Origin of the sequence: Methylomonas sp. LW13, from assembly GCF_016865255.1 — a bacterium.
Taxonomy (GTDB): Bacteria; Pseudomonadota; Gammaproteobacteria; order Methylococcales; family Methylomonadaceae; genus Methylomonas.
This window is the reverse complement of the sequence record NZ_CP033381.1, coordinates 2,307,420-2,330,225: the sequence shown is the minus strand read 5'-3', so window position 1 is coordinate 2,330,225 and position 22,806 is coordinate 2,307,420. Positions and strand designations below refer to the sequence as shown.

Genomic DNA, 22,806 nt, shown 5'->3' with positions numbered 1-22,806 from the left:
AACCGGTGTCGAACATGAGTCGAATCTTGCGCCATCGCTATGCAAGATTGTGCCGAAATCGCAGTTGCGATGCGTCGTACCTGTGCGCCCCGGAAAAACCAAGATTCACAGCCATCACGCTAGTCAGCAAAATGCTGTTGCTGCCTTTGCTGTTTAGCGGCCATCTATGCCACGCCGAAGCGGCCAGCGAAGCAGCGGTAAAAGTGGCATTTTTATACAATTTCTTTAAGTTTATCGAATGGCCCGAGCCTGCAACCGCACCGAATCGTTATACCTTGTGCCTGAGCAGTCATACCGATTTCGGCGACCATTTATTGATGTTGGAAGGCAAAACGGTGAACGGCAAGCCCTTGGATATCGCCCGCAATATATCACCCAAAGATATAAAATCCTGCCATCTGATCTTTATCGATACCGCCGATAATCCGGGCGATTACGCCCGCGAATTAAAAGGCTCGCCGGTAGTCAGCGTCAGCGACAAAGCCGGGTTTATCAACCAGGGCGGCACCATAGGTTTGATCCAGGACGGCAACCGGCTCAGCTTTGAGATTAACTTAGAAACCGCCAATGCCGGCAACACGCGCATCAGCGCCCAGCTGCTGAAACTGGCTAAAAACATTTTGGCCGGTAAATAAACCCGCATGCAGACGACATCTCAACGCCACCCATGATTCGCGACAAACTGGCCAATCTGCCGATGACCTACAAGCTGCAACGCTTGCAAGCCATCACTTTGGCATTGGCTCTGCTGTTTACCTTGTTAATTACCAGCATGACGCATATCTGGCAGGAGCGGCGCGAACTGTCAATGGAAGTGCGTTCGCTCGGCAAAATGATCGGTTTTAACGCCAACGCTGCGCTGCTGTTTGGCGACACCAAAACCGGCACCGAGATTCTGGCCACCTTACGCGGCAAATCCGAAGTCATCTCCGCGCAACTCTACAAAAATGACGGCGAAATTTTCGCCCATTACCCGGCCAAGGCTGCACCGGACAGTTTCCCCGCCACCTTGAGCGATGCGGAACAACAACAACGCAACCAGGGTTTGCGGATATTGAGCCAAGTCATTTTAAACCCCTTACCCGACGATAACGGCGACGTGATCGGCACCTTACGCTTGCAGCTCGACTTAAAGCCCATGTGGCGGATGGTGATTATCAGTCTGGGCCAAATTTTTTTGGTGATGGTGGTGTCGTTTATTCTGGCGGTATTTTTCGGACGACGCCTCGCGGAATCGATTGCCGCACCGCTGATCCGTTTGTCTTCACTGGCCAAACAGGTATCCAGGGACAACAACTATATGGTGCGCGCCCAAGGTGAAGGCGAAGATGAAATCGGCCAACTGGTAAGAAGCTTCAACCAGATGATCGAGCGGGTACAACAACGCGATGCCGAACTGGAAAATCAGCGTGGCAACCTGGAAAAACAAGTCGATCTGCGCACCGCCGACCTGCGTCAGGCCGTCGTCGATGCCCAAGCCGCCAATATCGCCAAGTCGCAATTTCTGGCAACCATGAGCCACGAAATCCGCACCCCCATGAACGGCGTGCTGGGCATGACCGAATTGCTGTTGGGCACCGACCTGGACACCACGCAACGCCAATACGCCGAAACCGTGTTCAGTTCCGCCGATTCTTTGCTGACCGTGATTAACGATATTCTGGACTTTTCCAAAATCGAAGCGGGCAAGCTGGAGCTGGAAGAAATCGATTTTAATTTGATCAATCTTACCGACCAACTCGCTGCCTTGTTCTTCGAACGCGCCAGCAGCAAAAACATCGAACTGGTGTGCACCGTCGATAAGCGGGTGCCGCGCGACGTCAGAGGCGATCCTTATCGCTTGCGGCAAATACTCACCAACTTGTTATCCAACGCCATCAAATTTACCGAAGCCGGCTCGGTGAAAATGCAAGTGAATGTGGCCGAATCGGATCGCTGCCCATCCGCTGACGGCATGTGCCTGGAGTTTTGTATTAGCGACACCGGCATCGGCATCGGCCCGGACACGCAAGCCAGGCTATTCAAATCTTTTAGTCAAGCCGACGGCTCCACCACCCGCAAATACGGAGGCACCGGTCTGGGATTGGCCATCAGCAAGGAACTAAGCGAATTGATGGGCGGCAATATCCAAGTGCAAAGCCGTGCGAACAGCGGCTCGGTATTTACCCTGCATATCCCGCTCCGCCAAGCTAGCCAAGCCCTGCCTGCAAGCTTGCCGGGCAACGATCTGCAAGGCAAGCAGGTCTTATTGGTTGAAGATAATGCCACCAATGCAAAAATCCTGGAAAATCATTTGACTGTTTTTGGCATGTTTACCCGCGTCGCCAAAAATGGCGCTCACGCCTTGGAAATTCTCGATCAGTCGGCACACTTGGGCCTGTTCTTCGATATTGCCGTGTTGGACATGAAAATGCTGGGCATGAACGGCGTCGAATTAACCCAACGGATTCGTATAGACCGGCGATTTGCCAATATCCGCATCGTCATTATTACGTCCAGCAACGATGAGGACGTATTAGCCAAAATTCGCGGCAGCGCCTGCGATCTGTACCTTCACAAGCCCCTGCACAGACGCACCCTGCACGATGCGCTGCTCGGGCTGATGTCGCAAAAACCGCAATCGTTCAGTGCGCCGGCTTCTGCTGCCGGCGCCATTCGAATCCTGTTGGCCGAAGACAATCCGGTCAACCAGAAAGTTTGCAGCGCTATGTTGCGCCAGTTGGGCTACACCCTGTCTCTGGCGAATAACGGCCGGGAAGTGCTCGATATTATCGACCGCGAGCCGGTCGATCTCATCCTGATGGATTGCATGATGCCGGTCATGGACGGTTACACGGCAACCCAATACATCCGCAATCGGGAAAGTAGCCGCAATTTGCCTCGAATCCCCATTATCGCCCTCACCGCCAACGCCATGGAAGGTGATCGCGAACGCTGTTTGCAGGCCGGTATGGATGATTATCTCAGTAAACCGTTTTTACAAAAAACCTTGCAAGACAAAATCCAGGCGTTGGCAGCCCCTCTGCCCACAACCGCCCTCAATACAGCCACTCCCGAGATCAAAGCCACTGCCGCTACTCTAGACCCGGCCGCACTGAATACCTTGCGGGAAATTGGTGGCAGCGCGCTGGTCGACGACGTCTTGGCCTTGTTTAGGACAAATGCCGAGCAACATATCGCCACACTCCGCTCCGGCCTGTTGGAGCGCAATACGGAAACAGTGCGGCATGCCGCGCATAGTCTAAAATCGGCCGCGGCCAACATCGGCGCACTAAACCTGTCGGAACTGGCCCGTGCGCTTGAACATGCAGCGCGGCACAACACTTTGCAATTCGATAGCCGGGTTGCCGAAAGCCTGCAAACAGAATATAAAGAAATTCTCCAGCGGCTTTCGCAACTCAAACCCTCATAATGCAACGATTACCTGCCCGCAGCCTGATTTTAGCGATTGACGACGACGATATGGTGCGTCTGATGTTGCAAGAAATTCTGCAAAGAGAAGCGTTTGATGTCATTTGCGCGGCTAGCGGCAAGCAAGGCTTGGCATTAGCAGCCAGCGAACGGCCCAACCTGGTATTGCTGGATGTCATGTTGCCGGACCTTAACGGCTTCGACTGCCTGCAAGCCATCAAAAACATGCCCGGCAACAGCCTGCTGCCCGTCGTGATGCTGACCGGCATGGACGACCTGGAATCGGTCAATCGCGCCTTTCAATTGGGCGCGACCGACTTTATCTCCAAACCGCTCAATTGGCCGACCTTACCGCACCGCTTACGTTACTTGCTGCGCTCGGTCGCCACGTTAGAAGAACTGGCCCGAAGCGAAGCGGCACTGCGCCAAGCGCAAAAAATAGCGCAACTGGGCAGTTGGTACTGGTCTATTGCCGACGACAACATGCAATGGTCGGAAGAAGTCTTTAATATCCTCGGCACGAATCGCTCATCGTTCGAACATAAATGCCGCGACTTATACAAATCCATGCAGCCATCGGAAGTCGGCAAACTGCAACAAGCCATTGATCTTTGCGTCAAAAACCGACGCAGTTTTCGCCTGGAATTATCGATTACTCGTCGCGATGGCGCCAACCAAGTGATTCATATTCAAGGCAAACCCGTGATCGCCGATGGGCAGGTAAGCCATATTCACGGTACGCTGCAAGATATTACCGAACGCCGGCACATAGAAGAACGGGTAAGGCTTTTATCTTACTACGACCCGCTAACCGGCCTGCCCAACCGGACGCTGTTCAAGGAAGTTCTGGCGCAAGCAATGGCCTATTGCACACGCTACGGTACGGTCATTTCCACTTTATTTATCAGTATTGATCGTTTCAAACGCATCAACGAAACCCTGGGCCCCAAAATCGGCGACCAGGTGTTGAAATTGTTCGCCGAGCGCTTGCTCGCCGAAGTGCGGGATTGCGACTACATTTCCATCAACGCCGATTACGATTTGGCGGACATGACGGTCTCCCGGCTGGGCGGTAACGAATTTACCGTGTTGCTGAATCGTATCGAGGACACGCGCGATAGCGTCAAAGTGGCTAAGCGGATTTTTCAGGTGATGCAGCACGCTTTTACGGTGGAGAACACCGAACTGTTTCTGGGTATCAATATCGGTATCGCCGTCTATCCGGGCGACGGTCAGGATGAAGACAGCTTCATCAAAAACGGCGAGTTTGCGATGAACCATGCCAGCGAACACGGCCATAATAATTATCAGTTTTTCAGTAAATCGCTGAATGTTGCCGCGTTTCATAAACTGGCGATGGAAAACAGCCTGCGCCGCGCCATAGAACGCCATGAATTGCAGCTTTACTATCAAGCCAAAATTAATATCCGCCGCCAGCAAGTCGTCGGCTGCGAAGCCTTGATTCGCTGGCAGCACCCGGAACTGGGTTTGATCGGCCCGTCGCAATTTATTCCCATTGCCGAAGATTCCGGCCTGATTGCCCAAATCAGCGATTGGGTGCTGGAAAATGCCAGCCGGCAAACCTTGGAATGGCAACAGTCAGGACTGAGCCAAGGGCTGATCATGGCAGTGAACGTATCGGCGACTCAATTCCGACAATACGGCTTTGGTAATCACGTCCGCGACGTATTGACCAGCATCGGCTTGGAACCTCGCTACCTCAAGCTGGAACTGACCGAAACCATCTTGCTCGACCATATCGACGACGCTTTAGTGACCTTGCGGGAATTACAAGCCCTGGGCGTCAAAATCAGTATTGACGATTTCGGCACCGGTTATTCATCCTTGTCTTATTTGAAAAAACTGCCTATCTCGGAATTGAAAGTCGATCATTGCTTTGTCCGCGATCTTCCGCACAATGAAGACGACATGGCGATTACCGCGGCAATATTGGCTTTGGCCGACGCGCTGTCCCTGGAAGTGGTCGCGGAGGGCGTGGAGAATGAAGATCAAGCCAACTTCCTGCTGGATAGCGGTTGCGAGGTAGTGCAAGGCTTTTTGTACAACAAGCCCATGCCCGCCAATGAATTTGCCGCATTTGTCCGTGCATTCAATGCGCAACGCTTGTTAGCCGACAAAGTCTGACATGTCCGTCAAGCCACGCATCCTGTTAGTCGACGACGATCCGATGGTCCGTCTGCTGGTCAGGCAAATCTTGCAAGCCGACGGCTACGAACTGATCGAAACCGACAACGGCCGGACCGGATTGGAACAATTTATCGCCGCCGAGCCGGATTTGGTTCTGCTGGACGTGATGATGCCGGAGATGGATGGTTTCAGTTGTTTACAAGGCATGCGTGCCGCCAGCGACAAATCGGTGCCGATTGTCATGATGACGGCTATCGAGGATACGCAAGCGGTGGAAGACGCCTTTCGGCTGGGGGCTACCGACTTTATCGGCAAACCCATCCAATGGCCGCTGTTGCCGCATCGCATCAGCTATGTGCTGCGCTCGCACCGCACTACACAACGTCTTATAGAGCAACAAACGCTACTCAAGCAAAGCGAGCAACGCTTTCGGGATTTGGTGGAAAGCATCGGTAACGAATACTTCCTGTATTCTCACAATACCGAGCGTATTTTTACTTATCTAGGTCCTTCGGTGGAGCATATCCTCGGCTACAAACCCGACGAACTACATTGCGACTGCTTCGATATAACGACCAACAACCCGATCAATCGGCTTGCCAGGACCTACACCGAGCAATGCCTGGCAGGCATCAAACCACCGAACTACGAAGTGGAAGTACGCAGCAAGGATGGCAGCCTGCGTGTACTCAGCCTCAATGAGTCGCCCATGTTCGACGACCATGGCCGAGTGGTTGCGGTGAACGGCCTGGCGCACGACATCACCGAAATGCGCAGCACGCAGCAAGCCCTTGCCGATAGCGAGGAACGCTTGCGGCTATCCATGCAGGCAGCCAAACAAGGTTTTTATGACATCAATCCGCAAACCGGGGCCATGATCATCAACGCCGAATATGCCAGCATGCTCGGCTACAACCCAGCCGATTTCGACGCCACTATCGACAGCTGGATCATGCGCTTGCATCCCGATGACCGGCAGCGCGTTTCCGACGCCTACCGGCAGTACATCGCCGGGGAACTGGCAGAATATCGCCTGGAATACCGGCAGCGTTGCGCCGACGATAGCTGGAAATGGATATTATCGATAGGCAGTATCGTCGAGCGCGACGCCAACAATCAGCCGGTGCGCATGCTGGGCACCCACACCGACATCACCGACAGTAAAACGGCAGCCGAACGCCTGAATTTGCTGGCCAAAGTGTTCGAAAACAGCGGCGAGGCCATTTTCCTGTGCGATCCGGATACCCGCATCGTGTCCAGCAATCAGGCCTACACGACGATTACCGGTTACAGAGCCGAAGAGGTGCTACAGCAAACGCCCTCCATTCTCGATGCGCGTCATCTTGACCTCAACCACTATCAACGTATCTGGCAGGCCTTGCGCGAAAACGGCTACTGGCAAGGCGAAATTTGGGATACCCGCAAGAACGGCGAGACCTATCCCGCATGGCTGGGTATTTCCGCGATGTACAACACCCACGGCGTGATCAGCCATTACATCGGCATTTTTTCGGACATTACCGAGCGCAAGGCCGCCGAAGCCCAAATCGAATATCTGGCACGTCACGATCCCCTCTCCAACCTGCCCAATCGCACCTTGTTGCGCGACCGCTTTGACCAGGCCATGGCCCATGCCGTGCGTAACAACACGCTGGTCGGTTTGCTGTTTCTGGACCTGGATCATTTTAAGAATATTAACGATACGATGGGACACGACGTCGGCGACCGCTTACTGCAAGGCATCGCGGAGCGTCTGGTGCAATGCGTGCGCGAGGTGGATACGGTTTGCCGGCAAGGCGGCGATGAATTCATCATTATCCTCACCGACATTCCCGACATCGACGCAATCACGCAAATTGTGCTGAAAATTCTCGATCAACTGACACAACCCTTTGTCATTGAAGGTGTCACGCTTTGCACCTCCTTCAGCATAGGCGTCAGTTTGTATCCCAATGACGGCCTGAATTTTCACGGTTTACTCAACAAAGCCGACACGGCGATGTATTCGGCGAAAAACGAAGGCCGCAATACCTTCCGCTTCTTTTCCAACGATATGAACCTGGCGTCTATCGAGCGGATGAATATCGAGAACGGCCTGCGCATGGCTTTGAAGCGCAAAGAACTTCGCTTGCATTATCAGCCGCAATATTCCATACACAACAATACGGTGATCGGTGCGGAAGCCTTGCTGCGCTGGCAACCGGAAAACAGCCCGATGATCCCGCCGGCCAAGTTCATTCCTATCGCCGAGGACAACGGCATGATCGTCCCGATAGGCGACTGGGTGTTACGTGAAGCCTGCAAGCAAAACAAGCTTTGGCATGACGCCGGTATGAAACTGCTGGTTACCGTCAACATCTCGGCCCTACAGTTCAAGCGCGGCAACTTATTGGAGTCGGTGCAAAGCGCATTGGCGGAATCAGGACTGGAACCGCATTATTTAGAGCTGGAGTTAACCGAATCGGTCCTGATGTTCGATACCAATGCCGTCATCAATACGATTGCCCAGTTGCGCGCCTTGGGCGTCAGCTTTGCCATCGACGATTTCGGCACCGGTTATTCCTCACTGAGTTATTTGAAGCGCTTTGCGGTGAACAAACTAAAAATCGATCAATCATTTATCCGGGATTTAACCTCAGGCAAAGCCGAAGACACCGCTATCGTCAAAGCCATCTTGCAATTGGGCGATACACTGGGCCTACTGACCTTGGCCGAAGGCGTGGAAACCAAGGAGCAAGCCGAGCAACTGCATCAACTCGGCTGCCGCAAAGCGCAGGGTTTTTATTGGAATCAACCCTTGCCCGCCGACGAATTCGCCCGGTTGTTTACGCCTGGTTAAAATAACTGCCAAACCGGCGCCGCGCCGTCCGGCAAGGCCGCCAGACGCCCCAGCTCCAGCCATTGATTGCCCGGCGCATGAAAATCCGAGCCCATCGATGCATGCAATTGATGTTTGCTGGCATGCAAATAACTTAAGCGGATATCATCGACGCTGGCCCGACCCGTCACCACTTCTATGCCCTGCCCGCCTGCCGCCTTGAATGCCACCAATGCTTTGTTAATCCATTTGGTACTGAGTTTGTAACGCAAGGGATGCGCCAACACCGCCACACCGCCGGCGGCCCGAATCCAGCCGACACAATCGGCCAGACCGGCCCAAACCGTCGGCACATAAGCCGGCTTACCCTTGCTCAAATAGCGGTCAAAGGCATCCTGCTGAGTTTCGACCACACCTTGATTGACCAGAAAATCGGCAAAATGCAGGCGGGTGATTTCGCCGTTACCGGCGATTTGCCTTAACGTGGGATAGGCGTCGGCTATGCCCTTCTTCGCCAGTTTTTCGGCAATTTTTTGCGCGCGCTGGTCGCGGATCGATTGTTGCTTGGCAATACCTTCGAGTAATCCCGGATGCTGCGGATCGATATTTAAACCTACGATGTGCAGACAATGACTTTCGAAACTAGCCGACAGTTCGATGCCGGGAATCAAGCGGATGCCGGCTTGCGCGGCGGCTTCGGTCGCTTCTTGTAAGCCGGCAGTTGTATCGTGGTCGGTCAAAGCCAGCGCAGTAACCCCCTGCTGTTGAGCACGCAACACCAGTTCGGTGGGCGACAACGCGCCGTCGGACGCGGTGGAATGACTGTGTAAATCGTATAATTCCGACACTATTGATAATCACCGTAAAGTTTGGCGTACAAGCCGTTTTGTTGAATCAAGGAATCGTGTTTGCCTTGTTCGCAAATCTGGCCTTGTTCAAAGACATACACATGATCGGCCTGTTTCACCGCACTGAGCCTATGCGCAATGATGATGGTAGTACGGCCTTCCAGAAAGGTGCTCAAGGCTTGGTGCAGTTTATACTCGGTTTCGCTGTCCAGCGCCGATGTGGCTTCGTCGAGAATCACCACTGCCGGCTGGCTGACTATCATCCGGGCGATGGCCAGCCGTTGCCGTTGGCCGCCGGATAAGCGCATACCCTGCCTGCCCACCACGGTGTCCAAACCCTGCGGCTGTTCTTCAACGGTCGACTTCATTTGCGCAATCTCCAAAGCTCGCCACAATTCAGCATCGGCAATCTCCCGGCCCAAGGTCAAATTGGCGCGTATCGTATCGTTTAGCAAAGCGGGATGCTGTAAAACGGTCGCGACATGTTCGCGCACCACATCCAAGCCTATCCGGTTCAGCGGCACGCCGTCGAAATAAATCATGCCGCTGCCTGGCGGATATAAACCGATCAAGGTTTGCGCCAACGTCGACTTGCCGCCGCCGCTGGCGCCGACCAGGGCAATTTTCTCACCGGCCGGTATAGTCAGATTAATACCGTTCAGTACCGGTTCGTCCTTGTAACTAAAATGCAGATTCTTGACGCTGACCGACACGGTTTTACGCCCGATAAACGGGTTTTGCAAATGCGGATAATACGGTTCGCGCTGCAACAGGGTCAGCTGGTTGACGCGGGCCAACGCGGCTTTGGCGGCATAAAAAGACTGCTGAATGCTTAATATCTCCTGCACCGGCGCCATCATGAACCACAGATAACCGAATACCGCCAGCATTTCGCCTATGGTCAGATTGGAATACAGCACCATCAGCATCGCTGTTGCGCGGAAAATATCGAAGCCAAATAGAAAGGTCAAAAAGCTCAAACGCACCGTCGCATCGCTTTTCCAGGCATAGATGGTCGAGTGGTTTTTAACCGCCAGTGCGCTGCCGATCAACTGCCGACAATAGTGCTCCTCGCGGTTGCTGGCGCGGATTTGATGAATCGCCTCCAGCGTTTCGCTCAAAGCTTGCTGGAATATTGCGTAGGCTTTGTTTTCGTTAGCCTTCAGTTCCTTCACCCTGGAACCAACGGCCCTCGCCAGGTAAATTACCAGCGGGTTCAAAAAGATAATGAATAAACCCAATTGCCAGTGCATCCACAGCAGAATTAAAGCGGTACCGAACACGGTCAGAACTGCCACCAATAATTTACTGATCGTGGTGCCGATAAAATTATCCAGCGTATCGAGGTCGGTCACCATGTGCGAGCTAACCGTACCGCTGCCCAGGCTTTCATACTCGGACATCGAGATGTGTTGCAAATGTTTCACCAAACTTTCGCGAATGCGAAAAATCACATCCTTGGCAATATTGGAAAACTGCCGAGTCTGCATAATGTTTAGCGCCAAGGCAAACAAGCGCAACAGCAAGCTCAGCAGCAAAATAATGGCAATGTAAATGGCAGGTTGCTGCCACTCGCCGGGCAGCCACGGATTGAGGCTATTCAGCACCACACCCGGATGGTTAAGCAGGACTTCGTCCACCAATAATGGCATCAATAAGGGTACCGGTACGCTGGCAACTGTTGCCAAGATGGCGACCAAATGCCCGTTGATCAGTTGTTTTTTATGCTGCTTAGCGATGCTGTAGATGTACTGCCAGGAATATTCGGCTTGCGCCGCGCGCTGTGAGGTTTTCAAGGTAATGAAACAAATTCGATGAAGTTTAACGATTATAATGGTCCGACCCACTTTGCAAAAACTTCTTGCATAGGGTTTAGTCTCGGCTGTCGTGGAAATTGATATGCATGTTATCCCGTGTTTTTTACTGCTTGCCGCTCTGACCGGCGTTTTACCGAACAGTGCCCAGGCGGATGAAATCTCTTTGGTGAGCCAACGTCAGCTATTTTTGCGTGCCGAGCAAGCACTTGACCAGAATCGCGATGCCGAATATTTCGCGCTGGCTTCAAGCCTAAGAGGCTACCCGCTATATCCTTATCTGCAATACCAATGGTTAAAAAATCATTTGGACGCCGACGCCGACATCAAACAGTTTTTAAACGAGCACGCTGCCAGCCGTTACGCGGCCGGGCTGCGGCAAAAGTGGTTGCTGGCTTTGGGTAAAAAGCAGCAGTGGCTAGTGCTGTTGAATAATTATCAAGGCAGTGACGATCCCGAGCTGCAATGCTACGCCGGCCTGGCTCAATTGCAAACCGGCCAAGCCTTGGAAGCCTTCAATCAAGCCCGCGCTTTATGGTTAAGCGGTAAATCGCAACCGGATAATTGCGATGTCCTGTTCGAAGCTTATAAATCATCGCCGTATTTTAATAAAGAGCTGATCAACCAACGATTTCACGCCGCCCTCAAACGTGACAACCAAAGCCTGGCAAGCTACTTGACCCGGTTTTTCAGCGACGCAGAACTCAAGCAGGCCAATATCTGGTTAAAACTGCACCGACAGCCGGAAACCGTTATTACTGATACAGGCTGGCGCGAGAACCCTGAGCAAGCCGGAGAACTGTTTGCCCATGCGATTGACCGCTGGCTGGAAACCAATGTCGAAACGGCCATGACGACTTGGGACAGCAATAAATCGCAAATCGCCATTGCGCCGGCGACCGCCGCTTTTATCAAAAAACGCATCGCTATCGCGTTGGCCTTGAAACACGACAGTCGCGCTTACGCCCGCTTGTCGCAACTGGAAAACAGCGACGAATCGGCCCGGGAATGGCGAGTCAGAGCCGCATTGAATATGCAGAACTGGCAAGACGTCGCTGTGGCGATTACCGGCCTTAACGACGACGAAAAATCTCAGGAAAAATGGCAGTACTGGCAAGCCCGCGGCTTGGCGGAAACCGGCCAGAGCGCAACAGCCAATGCATTGTTTCTACAGTTGGCAAAAAATCGCAGTTTCTACGGTTTTCTGGCTGCCGGCAGATTAAGGCAAGCCATTGAACTGGTGGACAGACCTTTGACGGTATCAAGCAGCGACCTCGAGACTTTACAAAATCGACCGGATTTCCAGGTATTTTCCGAGCTACTCGCTATCGACAGAAAACCGGAAGCCAAACGCCAATGGTGGTACGCAATCGCCAAACTCGACAGTCGCCAGCTACCCGTCGCCGCAAAACTGGCCCAACAAGCCAATTGTCCGGCTTTGGCGATTGCCACTATAGCCAAGGCTAATCAATGGGACGACGTCAATTTGCGCTTTCCGCTGACCTATATCCAACCCATCCAAAGTAACGCTGCCGCACAACAATTGGATCCGGGTTTAATTTTAGGATTGATCCGCCAGGAAAGCGCGTTCGATGAATTGGCCGACTCGCCGGCTGGCGCTAAAGGTTTGATGCAGATTATGCCTAACACCGGCCGGCAAATTGCCGCCGAATTGCGCGATAGTTGGGATAGCGATTACAGCCTGTTTAAGCCGGAACTCAATGTCAAATACGGGACGTTTTATTTCAAAAAACTCTTGCGCCAATTCAATGGTCACGTCGCACTAGCCACGGCTGCCTATAACGCCGGCGCCAATAAAGTGAAGCGCTGGCTACCGGAAAACCGGGCTTTGCCGGCCGACATCTGGATTGAAAACATCCCTTACAAGGAGACTCGGGGGTATGTTGCATCGGTGTTAATGTATAGCTTGATTTACCAACAGCGGCTGCAACGCGACAGCTTAAAGATCGACGATCTAATGCGCGAGGTCATGCCCGGCTAAAAATTGAGCTGATTTTTTAAGCCGGTTATTAGATAATGCCGCAGTTTTTGAACCCACCAACCAGGTAAAAATCAAGATGGAGAAGCAGCACAGTTTCACGCGCGAAGAATTATTAATGTCCGGCCGAGGTGAATTATACGGTCCGACCAACGCGCAGCTACCGCTTCCCAATATGCTGATGATGGACCGCATCGTCCATATTTCCGATGAAGGCGGCAAATACGGCAAAGGCGAAATCATCGCCGAGCTGGATATTACCCCCGAATTATGGTTTTTTGATTGCCACTTTCAAGGCGACCCGGTCATGCCAGGCTGTCTAGGTTTGGACGCGATGTGGCAATTGGTCGGTTTTTATTTATGCTGGCTAGGCGGCCCTGGCAAAGGCCGCGCGCTGGGTTGCGGCGAAGTTAAATTCACCGGCCAAGTGCTGCCGACAGCCAAAAAAGTGACTTATAAAATCGACTTGAAGCGTGTGATTCTACGCAAATTGGTCATGGGCATCGCCGATGCGACGATGGAAGTCGATGGCAAACAAATCTACGAGGCGACCGATTTACGAGTCGGTTTATTCACTTCCACCCAAGATTTCTAAGGAAACCATCATGAAGCGCGTCGTTGTAACAGGTTTAGGGATAGTTTCCAGCATCGGCAACAACCGGGACGAAGTGGTTGATTCTTTACGCGCCGGCCGTTCCGGTATCGTTCACGCACCGGTCTATGCCGAAATGGGCTTTCGCAGCCATGTACACGGCCCGGTTAATATTGATCTGGATGAAGCGATAGACCGTAAAGTTAAACGCTTTATGGGCGACGGTGCCGCATACAACTACCTGGCTATGGAACAGGCTATTGCCGACTCCGGCCTGGAAGAGTCGCAAGTGTCCAATATCCGCACCGGCTTAGTGATGGGCTCCGGCGGGCCGTCAACGTCCAATCTGGTCGATTCCGCCGACATTCTGCGTTCCAAAGGTGTAAAAAAGGTCGGACCCTACATGGTGACGCGCGCCATGTCCAGCACCAACACGGCCTGCTTGGCCACGCCCTTTAAAATCAAAGGCGTCAATTACTCCATCAGCTCCGCTTGCGCCACCAGTGCCCACTGCATCGGCCACGCCATGGAATTGATTCAATTAGGCAAACAAGACGTTGTGTTCGCCGGCGGCGGTGAAGAACTGCACTGGACCATGTCGGTGATGTTCGACGCGATGGGCGCCTTGTCCTCAAAATATAACGACACGCCAGAAACGGCCTCTCGTCCCTACGACGAAACCCGCGACGGCTTCGTCATTTCCGGCGGCGGCGGCGTGTTAGTCATCGAAGAATTGGAACACGCCAAAGCCCGCGGCGCCAAAATCTACGCCGAACTGGTCGGCTACGGCGCCACATCTGACGGCTACGACATGGTACAACCCTCCGGCGAAGGCGCAGTGCGCTGCATGCAGCAGGCAATGGCTACCGTCACCGATAAAATAGACTACATCAATGCGCACGGCACCAGCACCCCGGTGGGTGACACCCGAGAATTGGAAGCGATGCGCGAGGTGTTCGGTGCAGAAAACGTGCCGGCGGTCAGCTCGACTAAATCCCTGACCGGACATGCCTTGGGTGCGGCCGGCGTCAACGAAGCCATTTATTCCTTGCTGATGATGCAAGAAAACTTCTTGAGTGCCTCCGCCAATATCAACCAACTCGATCCAGGCGCGGCCGGCATTCCTATCGTTAGAGAATATCGGGATAACGTCACGCTGAACACCATTATGTCCAACAGCTTCGGCTTTGGCGGGACCAACGCCACGCTGATTTTCCAACGCTATAACGGCTAACTTTGGCGCGGCTGCAACTTTGGTTCAGCCGCCCTTCCCTGCACCCATGTCCGATCCAGAACACAAATCCCGTACCCAGTTTAACAAGCTGCAAAAACGCCTGAGACGTTGCGTTGGCGAAGCCATCGCCGATTTCAACATGATAGAGCCCGATGATAAGGTCATGGTGTGTCTGTCCGGCGGCAAAGATTCTTACACCATGCTGGACATTCTGCTGAACTTGCAGAAAACCGCGCCAATCAATTTTGAGATTATTGCCGTCAATCTGGATCAGAAGCAGCCAGGCTTTCCGGAACACGTGCTGCCGGAATATCTACAATCGATAGGCGTGCCTTACCACATTATCGAGCACGACACTTACAGCATCGTCAAACGCATCATCCCGGAAGGACAAACGACGTGTAGTCTGTGTTCAAGGCTACGCCGCGGCACGCTGTACGGATTTGCCAAGGAACATAAGATCACTAAGATCGCCCTCGGCCATCACCGTGACGACATCATCGAAACCTTTTTTCTGAACATGTTCTACGCTGGCAAACTGAAAGCCATGCCGCCGAAGCTGCTGAGTGACGATAAGCAAAACATCGTCATACGTCCGTTAGCATATTGCCGGGAAAAAGACATCAACCGCTTCGCGGCTTTCAAACAGTTTCCGATCATTCCTTGCAATTTATGCGGCTCGCAAGAAAACCTGCAGCGCAAGGCGATGAAACAAATGCTCAACGCTTGGGATAAACAATTCCCCGGCCGCATCGAGACGATTTTCGCCAGTTTGCAAAATATCGCGCCGTCGCAAATGGCCGATACCAGCTTGTTCGATTTTGCCGGCCTGCGCCGCGACCCCGAATCCACTATTCCGCGCGTCGTATCCGATGAAGCCGGACTGGACATCTTAGAGCGCTAACCAGGAATTACAACGATGAAACACACCATCTTAGTGACGGGCGGCGCCGGCTATATCGGCAGCCATACCTGCGTAGAACTGCTGAATAACGGTTTCGAGGTCATCGTTGTCGATAACCTGAGTAACAGCAAAATCGAATCGCTGAAACGTATCGAAACCATTACCGGACATAAACCCGGTTTCTATCAAGCCGACATTACCGACCAAGCCGCGCTACGCGAGATTTTTAAAGCACATAAAATCGATGCGGTGGTTCATTTCGCCGGCCTGAAAGCCGTCGGCGAATCCTGCCAGCAACCCCTGAGCTATTACCGCAACAACATCTACGGCACCCAAGTGTTACTGGAAACGATGGACGAGTTTGCAGTGAAAAGATTGGTATTCAGCTCGTCGGCGACGGTTTACGGCGATCCGCATAGCGTACCGATTCTGGAAAGCTTCCCGCTGCAAGCCACCAATCCTTACGGCCGTACCAAACTGTTTATCGAGGAGATCCTGCGCGATGTCAGCAATGCCGACAGCCTGAACGGCAACAGCCAGCCCTGGCAATTTGCAATACTGCGCTATTTCAACCCCATCGGCGCGCACAGCAGCGGTTTGATCGGTGAAGATCCCAACGGCATCCCCAATAATTTGATGCCGTTTTTATCGCAAGTTGCCATCGGCAAATTACCGGTCCTGTCGGTGTTCGGCAACGACTACCCCACCAAGGACGGCACCGGCGTCCGCGATTACATCCACGTAGTTGATCTGGCACAAGGTCATATCAAAGCCTTGCAATACCTGCTCGGTAAATCGGCCGATACCGCTATTTGCGATGCGGTTAATTTAGGAACCGGCAACGGCTACAGCGTATTGGAAATGGTCAATACCTTCATTGAGGTGACGGGCCAAGCGGTACCCTACAAAATCGCACCACGCAGAGCCGGCGATGTCGCGGCCTGCTACGCTGATCCCAGCCTGGCCGAAGCAAAAATAGGTTGGAAAGCCGAGCGGGATTTAAAACAAATGATGACCGACACCTGGCGCTGGCAGAAAAACAATCCCAACGGTTACCACTAAGCAGGCTCGGTTACTAACACCAGCCCGCCATTCTCAATACGGTTTCTGCCTTTACGTTTGGCTTCGTACAAGGCAGCATCGGCGGTTTGCACCAATTGCAACGCAATCTCGGCGACAAGCTTTTTCTGCGCCCGGTTAGGCTGGTAAGTCGCCACACCAATCGAAATAGTCACCGGGATGGCTTGGTCGCCATACTCCACCTGCAAATTAGCAATACTCAAACGAATCCGCTCGGCAATTTCCGAGGCCGTACTTTCATCGGATTGCGACAGCAAGGCCACAAACTCTTCCCCGCCGTAACGCGCCAGCACATCGTTATTGCGCAGCAATTTCTTGATGATACCGGCCACCACAGCCAGTACATGATCCCCGGCCTGGTGTCCAAAACCGTCGTTGATGCGCTTGAAAAAATCAATATCCAGAAATAGGCAGGACAAAGGTTCGCGATTGCGTTGGCTGCGATCCAGCTCTTCCTCTATACGCTGCTCCAAAAACCGCCGATTGTTCACGCCGGTCAAGGGATCGACCAAACTGGTGCGCCGCATGGTTTCGACATTAAGATTGTTTTCCAGGCAAATACTGATGACCGAGGCGATGTGCTCGACAAAATCGGTCGCCATACCTTGCATGAAACGCTCGTTGTGATAACTGCCCAGATTCAACGAGCCCAAATACCGATCCCGGCGAATCAGCGGCGCAATGACTACCGACGCCGGTTTTTGTTGATTGGATTCGGAGAAAAACTTCTCGCAAATCGTGGTTTGATAGCTCCCCAGAAACGGCTGGTCGGACAGACCAAAACTATGCCGCAATTGCCATTCGCTACTTGCTAAAAACAGCCCTTCCCGGTCCCGATAATTATAATTATCCACTTCCAGGTAACCGGCGATTTCGTTTTTCGGGTCGATCAAACACAAACTGATTACGTCCAAATCGAACAAGGCCTTGGCTTCGCCGAGAATGAACTCGATCATTTCCGCCAGCGAACTAAGCCCCAGTAAACGCATTTCAAAGCTTTGCAATCGCTTTAAGGTCAGACTGTTATGCTGGACGCGGTTGAGCATACCGTCCAAATGACTTTCCAACACCCGCAGATCTGTTGTTATATCCTGTTCCAAGCTCGGCCCCACCCGCTTAATCGAGGTGATAAGACTAGCAGTTTTCGCAGAAAAAGTGTGTAGTTGTGGGCACTTCCAGCACACATCTCCCGTCCACTCTGATTGCAAATAAATCAGGCATTTCACCCATTAAAACGGCATATGCCATACCCTGCCGCCGGGTGCCATGTGATTTTGTCTTTCAAAATCAACACACTTGTTTATTGGTTCAAATATTGCTGTAAATCGGCTCTATCGGGTTCCAAGCACGCCAAACTCGTCTTCGCCATGAACAGCCTCACCTTCAACATCGACGATTTATTTTTGAGCCATCGCGATTCGTTGATTCACACTATTTTCGGCATCGTCGGCTGCCCGCAAACCGCGGAAGACTTGGCGCATGAAGCTTACATAAAAATGCTGCACGCCCTGGAAATCCAAGACATCAGTTACCCGCGGCCGTTTCTATACCAAATCGCAAAAAACCTGGCACTGGATCATCTGCGTAAAGAACGTATTCGCCAACGCGCCGACGACTCAAAAACGGCCGATACGGACGAAGATATATCGCTGCTGGACAATTTGCCGGACGATACCCCGACGCCCGAGCAGCAAGCATCCGATCAACAAGAACTGGCATTGATGCTGGCAGCGCTTGAGCAATTATCCGAACGGCGCAGGCAAATTCTGGTGTTGCACAAATTTCACCATTGGAATTACGAGCGGATCGCCGCCTATTACGACATATCGCGTAGCGCGGTAGAGAAGAATGTACAGGCAGCTCTGACTCATTTATTAGCCAGCCGGCAAGACTAGCCGTAACCTTAGGCCATACTGATTTTCCTGAACACAGCACCAATACTGATAAAATTCGCCCCATTGCCTAACCCGTCAACCGCCATGCCTTTACGTTTTGATCAGGAAGTTCCATCGCCGGGTAATGTCCAAGATCAAGCACTTGCCTGGTTTGCCCGCTTACAAGACCATAAAACCGGTGCGGCCGATCAAGCCGAGTTTGCCTGCTGGTTAGCCGCCGACCCCACGCATCAAACCGCTTACGACAAAGTGGTGCAACTCTGGCAATCGCCAGCATTGAACGCCGCCCTAAGCCAATACGCCAGCATCCCACTTCGGCCGCCCGCGCAGCGTAAATCGACCGTTCGGCGCTGGGCTGCAGCCGCCAGCATTACCTTGATTGTTGGCTGGTTCCTGGCTTCAACCGACTGCTTGCAACGCTGGCAAGCAGACATTACCACCGCCACCGGCGAACAGCGCCGAGTAATACTGGCAGACGGTTCCGCGCTGGTTCTAAATACCGATAGTGCGGTAAAACTGGATTACGCCGGTCAACAGCGCGGCGTAATCTTATTAAGCGGCGAAGCCTATTTTGAGGTGCAAGCCGACAAAAGCCGGCCGTTTATTGTGACGACAGAACAGGGAACAGTGCGCGTGGTGGGCACCCGCTTCAGCGTCAAAACCGGCGATACTACCCAAGTGAATGTCGAAAGCGGCTTAGTGATTTGTAGCGCCGAACAAGGGCAAAACCGGCAATTAAGCGCCGGCCAACATACCGAGATCGATACCCACAGCGTTGCGGAAATCAGCAACATAGATACCGGTAAAACCTTTGCTTGGCTAAAAGGCCGCTTGATCTTTCAAGATCGAACCTTGGCAGACGTGATAACGGAACTGGATCGCTACCATCCCGGCACCATCGCCATCGCCGACGCCAAGTTGGCAAACACCCGGATCACCGGCAATTACAAACTGGAAGATACCGACAGCCTACTGCGAACCTTGGCGAACATAACCGGCGCCAAAATCGTGAATATTTCCACTTACCTGACGATATTGAAAAACTAAATCGCCCCCCGACCAATTAGGTATTGATTGGGACAATCATTCGCCCGATGCCACAATCTCCGGCCGACGCCCTACTCGCCAGTCAAAAAATAATTTTCTCGCCAACTGTGTATTCCTTTTTCTGAAACGTCTCGGTAGCCATGTGCTTTTTTGCACTGACTATTAAGTTCACAGACCAGGAGTATTCATGCATCGGCTACCACCCATCCCACCCGCCGCATTACGCAAACTCGCCATGGCAATCGCTTTGGCTTTGCCGGCTATTCGGCCGCTACCAGTTTATGCCGCCGAGACCGGCCAAACCGATACTCCCGGCGCCACGCGAACCTTCAACATCCCGGCCCAAGCCTTGACCGACGCATTGAACGCCTTCATTGCCGCTAGTGATTGGCAAGTCGGTTTTCCAGCGGAAATTGCCCAAAATGCACGTTCCAGTGCGGTGAACGGCCATTTTTCGCCGCAACAGGCGCTCGACAATCTATTGCAAGGTACCGGCATTGGTTACCGGCTTACCGGTCCCGGCAATGTAATGTTGGAGAAGAAAGCAATTACCGAACCCCAATCCGCCGCCACCTTACCCCCAGTCACAGTGACCGGCAAAGTCAGCTATGTCGACGACGACCCGCAAAATCCTTTCTATAACCGGACCATTGCCAGCTCGGCTACTAAAACCGACACGCCGATCATGGATACGCCGTTATCGATTCAGGTGATTCCCAAAGCAGTTCTCGACGACCAGCAAGCCATCCGGGTCGGCGATGCCTTGCGCAACGTCAGTGGCTATTTCGATTCGCGCGGTGAAGAATATGTCTATGACACCGCTTATTTACGTGGCTTTGCCACCGACAGCCGCCAATATATCGACGGCCTTCGGGACTTGCCGCAGTCGCATTCCCTCGCGATGATCGACCGGGTTGAGGTGTTGAAAGGTCCTGCCGGTGCATTGTACGGTCGCATGGAACCAGGCGGCTTGATCAACTACGTCACTAAACGGCCATTGGATACGCCGTACTATTCGTTGCAACAGCAATTCGGCTCGTTCGATCTCTACCGCACGCTTGCCGATGCCAGCGGGCCGATTAACAAAGACGGCAGTTTGTTGTATCGGGTGAACATGGAGTACTTAAGCAGCAATTCCTATATCGACGTGGTCAATAAGGAACGTGGTTTTATCGCACCGTCCCTGGCCTGGAAAATTTCACCACGCACCCAACTCGATCTGGATTTTCGCTACCACGACGTCAATGGTCCCACCACCTTCGGAGTACCAGCGGTGGGCACTAGACCGGCCAACCTGCCAATCAGCCGCTTCATAGGCGAGCGCGCCACCGACAACGGCGATTCCAGCCTGCTTTACGGTGGTCTGAGCCTGACCCACGCTTTTTTCGATAACTGGAAACTGAACGCCAAAGTCGGCTACAACTACGAACACCAATTCTCGGCGGGCACTTTCATCAATACCCTGGACGAAGCCACCGGCGACGCGTCCCTGTTCTACAGCGACTACGACTACAACGAGGACAGCATCCAAGGTATTATCAATCTCACCGGCAACTTCAACACGTTCGGCCTGGAACATACCCTGACCGTCGGCGGCGATCTTTATAAGACCGACGGCCGCACCAACAGCAGTTATTTCCTGTGCGACACCTGCGGCACCAGTTTCCCAGCACCCATCAATATTTTTCAGCCGATTACCTACGACCGGCCCGGCATCAATCTGGCGGCGGAAGCCTCCAGCCCGGTATCGACCAGTCGTACCTCTTGGTGGGGCTTGTACATTCAGGATCAAGTCACTATCGCCGAGGATTGGCATCTATTGTTCGGCACTCGTTACGACCAAGCCCACAGCAGTAGCGACGGCGCGGATGTCACCGACGACGGCGAATTCAGTCCACGGGTAGGTCTGCTCTATCGGCCTCTAAATTGGCTCTCGCTATACGCCAACTACGTCAAAGCTATGAACGCCGCCAATACCAGCCGGCTGATTCCAGGTTCGCAACGCCGTCCAGAAATGTCGGAGGGCTGGGAAGCCGGCGTAAAAGGCGAATGGTGGGAAGGCAAGTTGAATGCCGGCCTGACTTACTACGAGCTGACCAAGAAGAACATAAGCCACTCAGCCGCCGATGCCGCGTTGGCGGCGCAGGGCTTCAACGTGCTGGTCGGCGAAGGCCGCAGTCAAGGTATCGAATTGGATGTATCCGGGCGCATTACCGATTTCTGGAGCCTGATCGCCAGCTATTCGTTTACCCGCACGATGTTTACCAAGGACGTCACAGACATTCAGGGCAAGCAGTTCGCCAACGTGCCCGAGCAAGCCGCCAGCCTGTGGTCGAAGTACGATTTCTCCGGCCTCGGCTGGCAAGGCTTGTGGACGGGCGCCGGGGTTTATCTGGCCGGCGAACGCCAGGGCGACCGCGCCAACAGCTTTCAACTGCCTGGTTACGCTCGCGTCGACGCCGCCCTGGGGTACGCCTTCAACGCCGGACCGTCGAAAATCAGCCTGCAATTCAATGTCGATAACCTGCTCGATAAACGCTATTACTCGGCCTCGACCTGGGAAACCCGCAGTTTCGGGTCGCAACCGGGCATGCCACGGACTTTTTTAGGTTCGGTCAAGGTTGAATTTTGACATCGGCACGCTTACGACGGCTAAAATTCCGGCGGCAAATCTGGTTGCGGGTGCATTTATACCTGGGATTGTTCGTGGGCGCGGTATTGGCGGTGGTGGGTTTTACCGGCGGCATTCTGGTGTTTTACGAGGAATTACAGGACGTGCTGAATGCCGAGCAGATTCGAATCCAAGCGCCGCCGGCTAGTCAAAGACAGCTTTGTCCGCTAGATGACATCTTCGCGGCGGCGGAGACCATCAAACCGCCCGGTAGCCGGTTTGACAAGCTATATTATCCGCGCCATGCCGACGCTGGCGGCAAAAACGCCCGGCAAAATCGGCCGCCGCCGTTATTGGCTATTTTTGCCCATCCCCTCGAAAAGGTAAAAATTAGCAACACCTAAT

16 protein-coding genes are annotated in these 22,806 nt (G+C 53.1%); 13 read left to right on the top strand and 3 right to left on the bottom strand.

The window, feature by feature from the left end:
- Positions 1-14: 14 nt before the first annotated feature.
- From JL719_RS10530 to JL719_RS10515, 4 genes are read left to right on the top strand one after another with little or no spacing between them, the layout of a single operon-like run.
- Positions 15-635 (top strand): YfiR family protein, encoded by a 621-nt coding sequence (locus JL719_RS10530; protein ID WP_225893090.1) that lies wholly within the window; start codon positions 15-17, stop codon positions 633-635.
- Between the two features lie 32 nt (positions 636-667).
- Complete coding sequence (locus JL719_RS10525; RefSeq protein WP_033156415.1) at positions 668-3,412, top strand: response regulator; 2,745 nt, start codon at positions 668-670, stop codon at positions 3,410-3,412.
- Positions 3,412-5,556, top strand: coding sequence for a two-component system response regulator (locus JL719_RS10520; protein WP_033156416.1), 2,145 nt, complete (start codon positions 3,412-3,414; stop codon positions 5,554-5,556). Before JL719_RS10525 ends, JL719_RS10520 begins: the two co-directional genes overlap by 1 nt.
- A gap of 1 nt (position 5,557) precedes the next feature.
- On the top strand, positions 5,558-8,398 hold the full coding sequence (locus JL719_RS10515; protein ID WP_033156417.1) for an EAL domain-containing protein: 2,841 nt from the start codon (positions 5,558-5,560) through the stop codon (positions 8,396-8,398).
- On the opposite strand, the gene JL719_RS10510 is transcribed toward JL719_RS10515, so the two are convergent.
- Positions 8,395-9,225 (bottom strand): PHP domain-containing protein, encoded by an 831-nt coding sequence (locus JL719_RS10510; protein WP_033156418.1) that lies wholly within the window; start codon positions 9,223-9,225, stop codon positions 8,395-8,397. The genes JL719_RS10515 and JL719_RS10510 overlap by 4 nt on opposite strands.
- A complete protein-coding gene (locus JL719_RS10505; RefSeq protein ID WP_033156490.1) occupies positions 9,225-11,021 on the bottom strand; it encodes an ABC transporter ATP-binding protein in 1,797 nt (598 codons plus the stop codon). The genes JL719_RS10510 and JL719_RS10505 overlap by 1 nt, the downstream gene beginning before the upstream one ends.
- A gap of 103 nt (positions 11,022-11,124) precedes the next feature.
- Here JL719_RS10505 and JL719_RS10500 point away from each other — a divergent pair, with 103 nt between their 5' ends.
- The 5 genes from JL719_RS10500 (at position 11,125) to galE (ending at position 16,830) form a co-directional block, all read left to right on the top strand.
- Entirely contained in the window at positions 11,125-13,041 is a 1,917-nt protein-coding gene (locus tag JL719_RS10500) for a transglycosylase SLT domain-containing protein (RefSeq protein WP_033156419.1), read from the top strand.
- A gap of 76 nt (positions 13,042-13,117) precedes the next feature.
- Positions 13,118-13,633: a 3-hydroxyacyl-[acyl-carrier-protein] dehydratase FabA gene (gene fabA / locus JL719_RS10495; RefSeq protein ID WP_033156420.1), complete on the top strand. Its 516-nt coding sequence runs from the start codon at positions 13,118-13,120 to the stop codon at positions 13,631-13,633.
- Between the two features lie 10 nt (positions 13,634-13,643).
- Positions 13,644-14,864 carry a beta-ketoacyl-ACP synthase I gene (fabB, locus tag JL719_RS10490; RefSeq protein WP_033156421.1) on the top strand — a complete coding sequence of 407 codons (1,221 nt, stop codon included), beginning with the start codon at positions 13,644-13,646 and terminating at the stop codon, positions 14,862-14,864.
- Positions 14,865-14,910: 46 nt separating this feature from the next.
- Positions 14,911-15,768, top strand: coding sequence for a tRNA 2-thiocytidine(32) synthetase TtcA (gene ttcA / locus JL719_RS10485; RefSeq protein WP_033156422.1), 858 nt, complete (start codon positions 14,911-14,913; stop codon positions 15,766-15,768).
- Between the two features lie 15 nt (positions 15,769-15,783).
- Positions 15,784-16,830: a UDP-glucose 4-epimerase GalE gene (gene galE / locus JL719_RS10480; RefSeq protein WP_033156423.1), complete on the top strand. Its 1,047-nt coding sequence runs from the start codon at positions 15,784-15,786 to the stop codon at positions 16,828-16,830.
- Here the strand turns inward: galE and JL719_RS10475 are convergent.
- A complete protein-coding gene (locus JL719_RS10475; protein ID WP_033156491.1) occupies positions 16,827-17,948 on the bottom strand; it encodes a sensor domain-containing diguanylate cyclase in 1,122 nt (373 codons plus the stop codon). The genes galE and JL719_RS10475 overlap by 4 nt on opposite strands.
- A gap of 267 nt (positions 17,949-18,215) precedes the next feature.
- Between JL719_RS10475 and JL719_RS10470 the strand changes: the two genes are divergently transcribed.
- The 4 genes from JL719_RS10470 to JL719_RS10455 all read left to right on the top strand — a co-directional run bounded on the left by JL719_RS10470 (position 18,216) and on the right by JL719_RS10455 (position 22,805).
- Positions 18,216-18,743 (top strand): RNA polymerase sigma factor, encoded by a 528-nt coding sequence (locus JL719_RS10470; protein WP_033156492.1) that lies wholly within the window; start codon positions 18,216-18,218, stop codon positions 18,741-18,743.
- Between the two features lie 84 nt (positions 18,744-18,827).
- Positions 18,828-19,790, top strand: coding sequence for a FecR family protein (locus tag JL719_RS10465; protein ID WP_033156424.1), 963 nt, complete (start codon positions 18,828-18,830; stop codon positions 19,788-19,790).
- Between the two features lie 187 nt (positions 19,791-19,977).
- Positions 19,978-22,422 (top strand): TonB-dependent siderophore receptor, encoded by a 2,445-nt coding sequence (locus JL719_RS10460; RefSeq protein WP_033156425.1) that lies wholly within the window; start codon positions 19,978-19,980, stop codon positions 22,420-22,422.
- Positions 22,419-22,805: a PepSY domain-containing protein gene (locus JL719_RS10455; RefSeq protein ID WP_129871382.1), complete on the top strand. Its 387-nt coding sequence runs from the start codon at positions 22,419-22,421 to the stop codon at positions 22,803-22,805. Before JL719_RS10460 ends, JL719_RS10455 begins: the two co-directional genes overlap by 4 nt.
- Position 22,806 lies beyond the last annotated feature (1 nt).

Coding starts and splice junctions, on each gene's coding strand:
- ttcA (WP_033156422.1), top strand. CDS start 14,911: ATGTCCGATCCAGAACACAAATCCCGTACCCAGTTTAACAAGCTGCAA.
- JL719_RS10520 (WP_033156416.1), top strand. CDS start 3,412: ATGCAACGATTACCTGCCCGCAGCCTGATTTTAGCGATTGACGACGAC.
- galE (WP_033156423.1), top strand. CDS start 15,784: ATGAAACACACCATCTTAGTGACGGGCGGCGCCGGCTATATCGGCAGC.
- JL719_RS10470 (WP_033156492.1), top strand. CDS start 18,216: ATGAACAGCCTCACCTTCAACATCGACGATTTATTTTTGAGCCATCGC.
- JL719_RS10525 (WP_033156415.1), top strand. CDS start 668: ATGATTCGCGACAAACTGGCCAATCTGCCGATGACCTACAAGCTGCAA.
- fabB (WP_033156421.1), top strand. CDS start 13,644: ATGAAGCGCGTCGTTGTAACAGGTTTAGGGATAGTTTCCAGCATCGGC.
- JL719_RS10515 (WP_033156417.1), top strand. CDS start 5,558: ATGTCCGTCAAGCCACGCATCCTGTTAGTCGACGACGATCCGATGGTC.
- fabA (WP_033156420.1), top strand. CDS start 13,118: ATGGAGAAGCAGCACAGTTTCACGCGCGAAGAATTATTAATGTCCGGC.
- JL719_RS10460 (WP_033156425.1), top strand. CDS start 19,978: ATGCATCGGCTACCACCCATCCCACCCGCCGCATTACGCAAACTCGCC.
- JL719_RS10465 (WP_033156424.1), top strand. CDS start 18,828: ATGCCTTTACGTTTTGATCAGGAAGTTCCATCGCCGGGTAATGTCCAA.
- JL719_RS10500 (WP_033156419.1), top strand. CDS start 11,125: ATGCATGTTATCCCGTGTTTTTTACTGCTTGCCGCTCTGACCGGCGTT.
- JL719_RS10530 (WP_225893090.1), top strand. CDS start 15: ATGAGTCGAATCTTGCGCCATCGCTATGCAAGATTGTGCCGAAATCGC.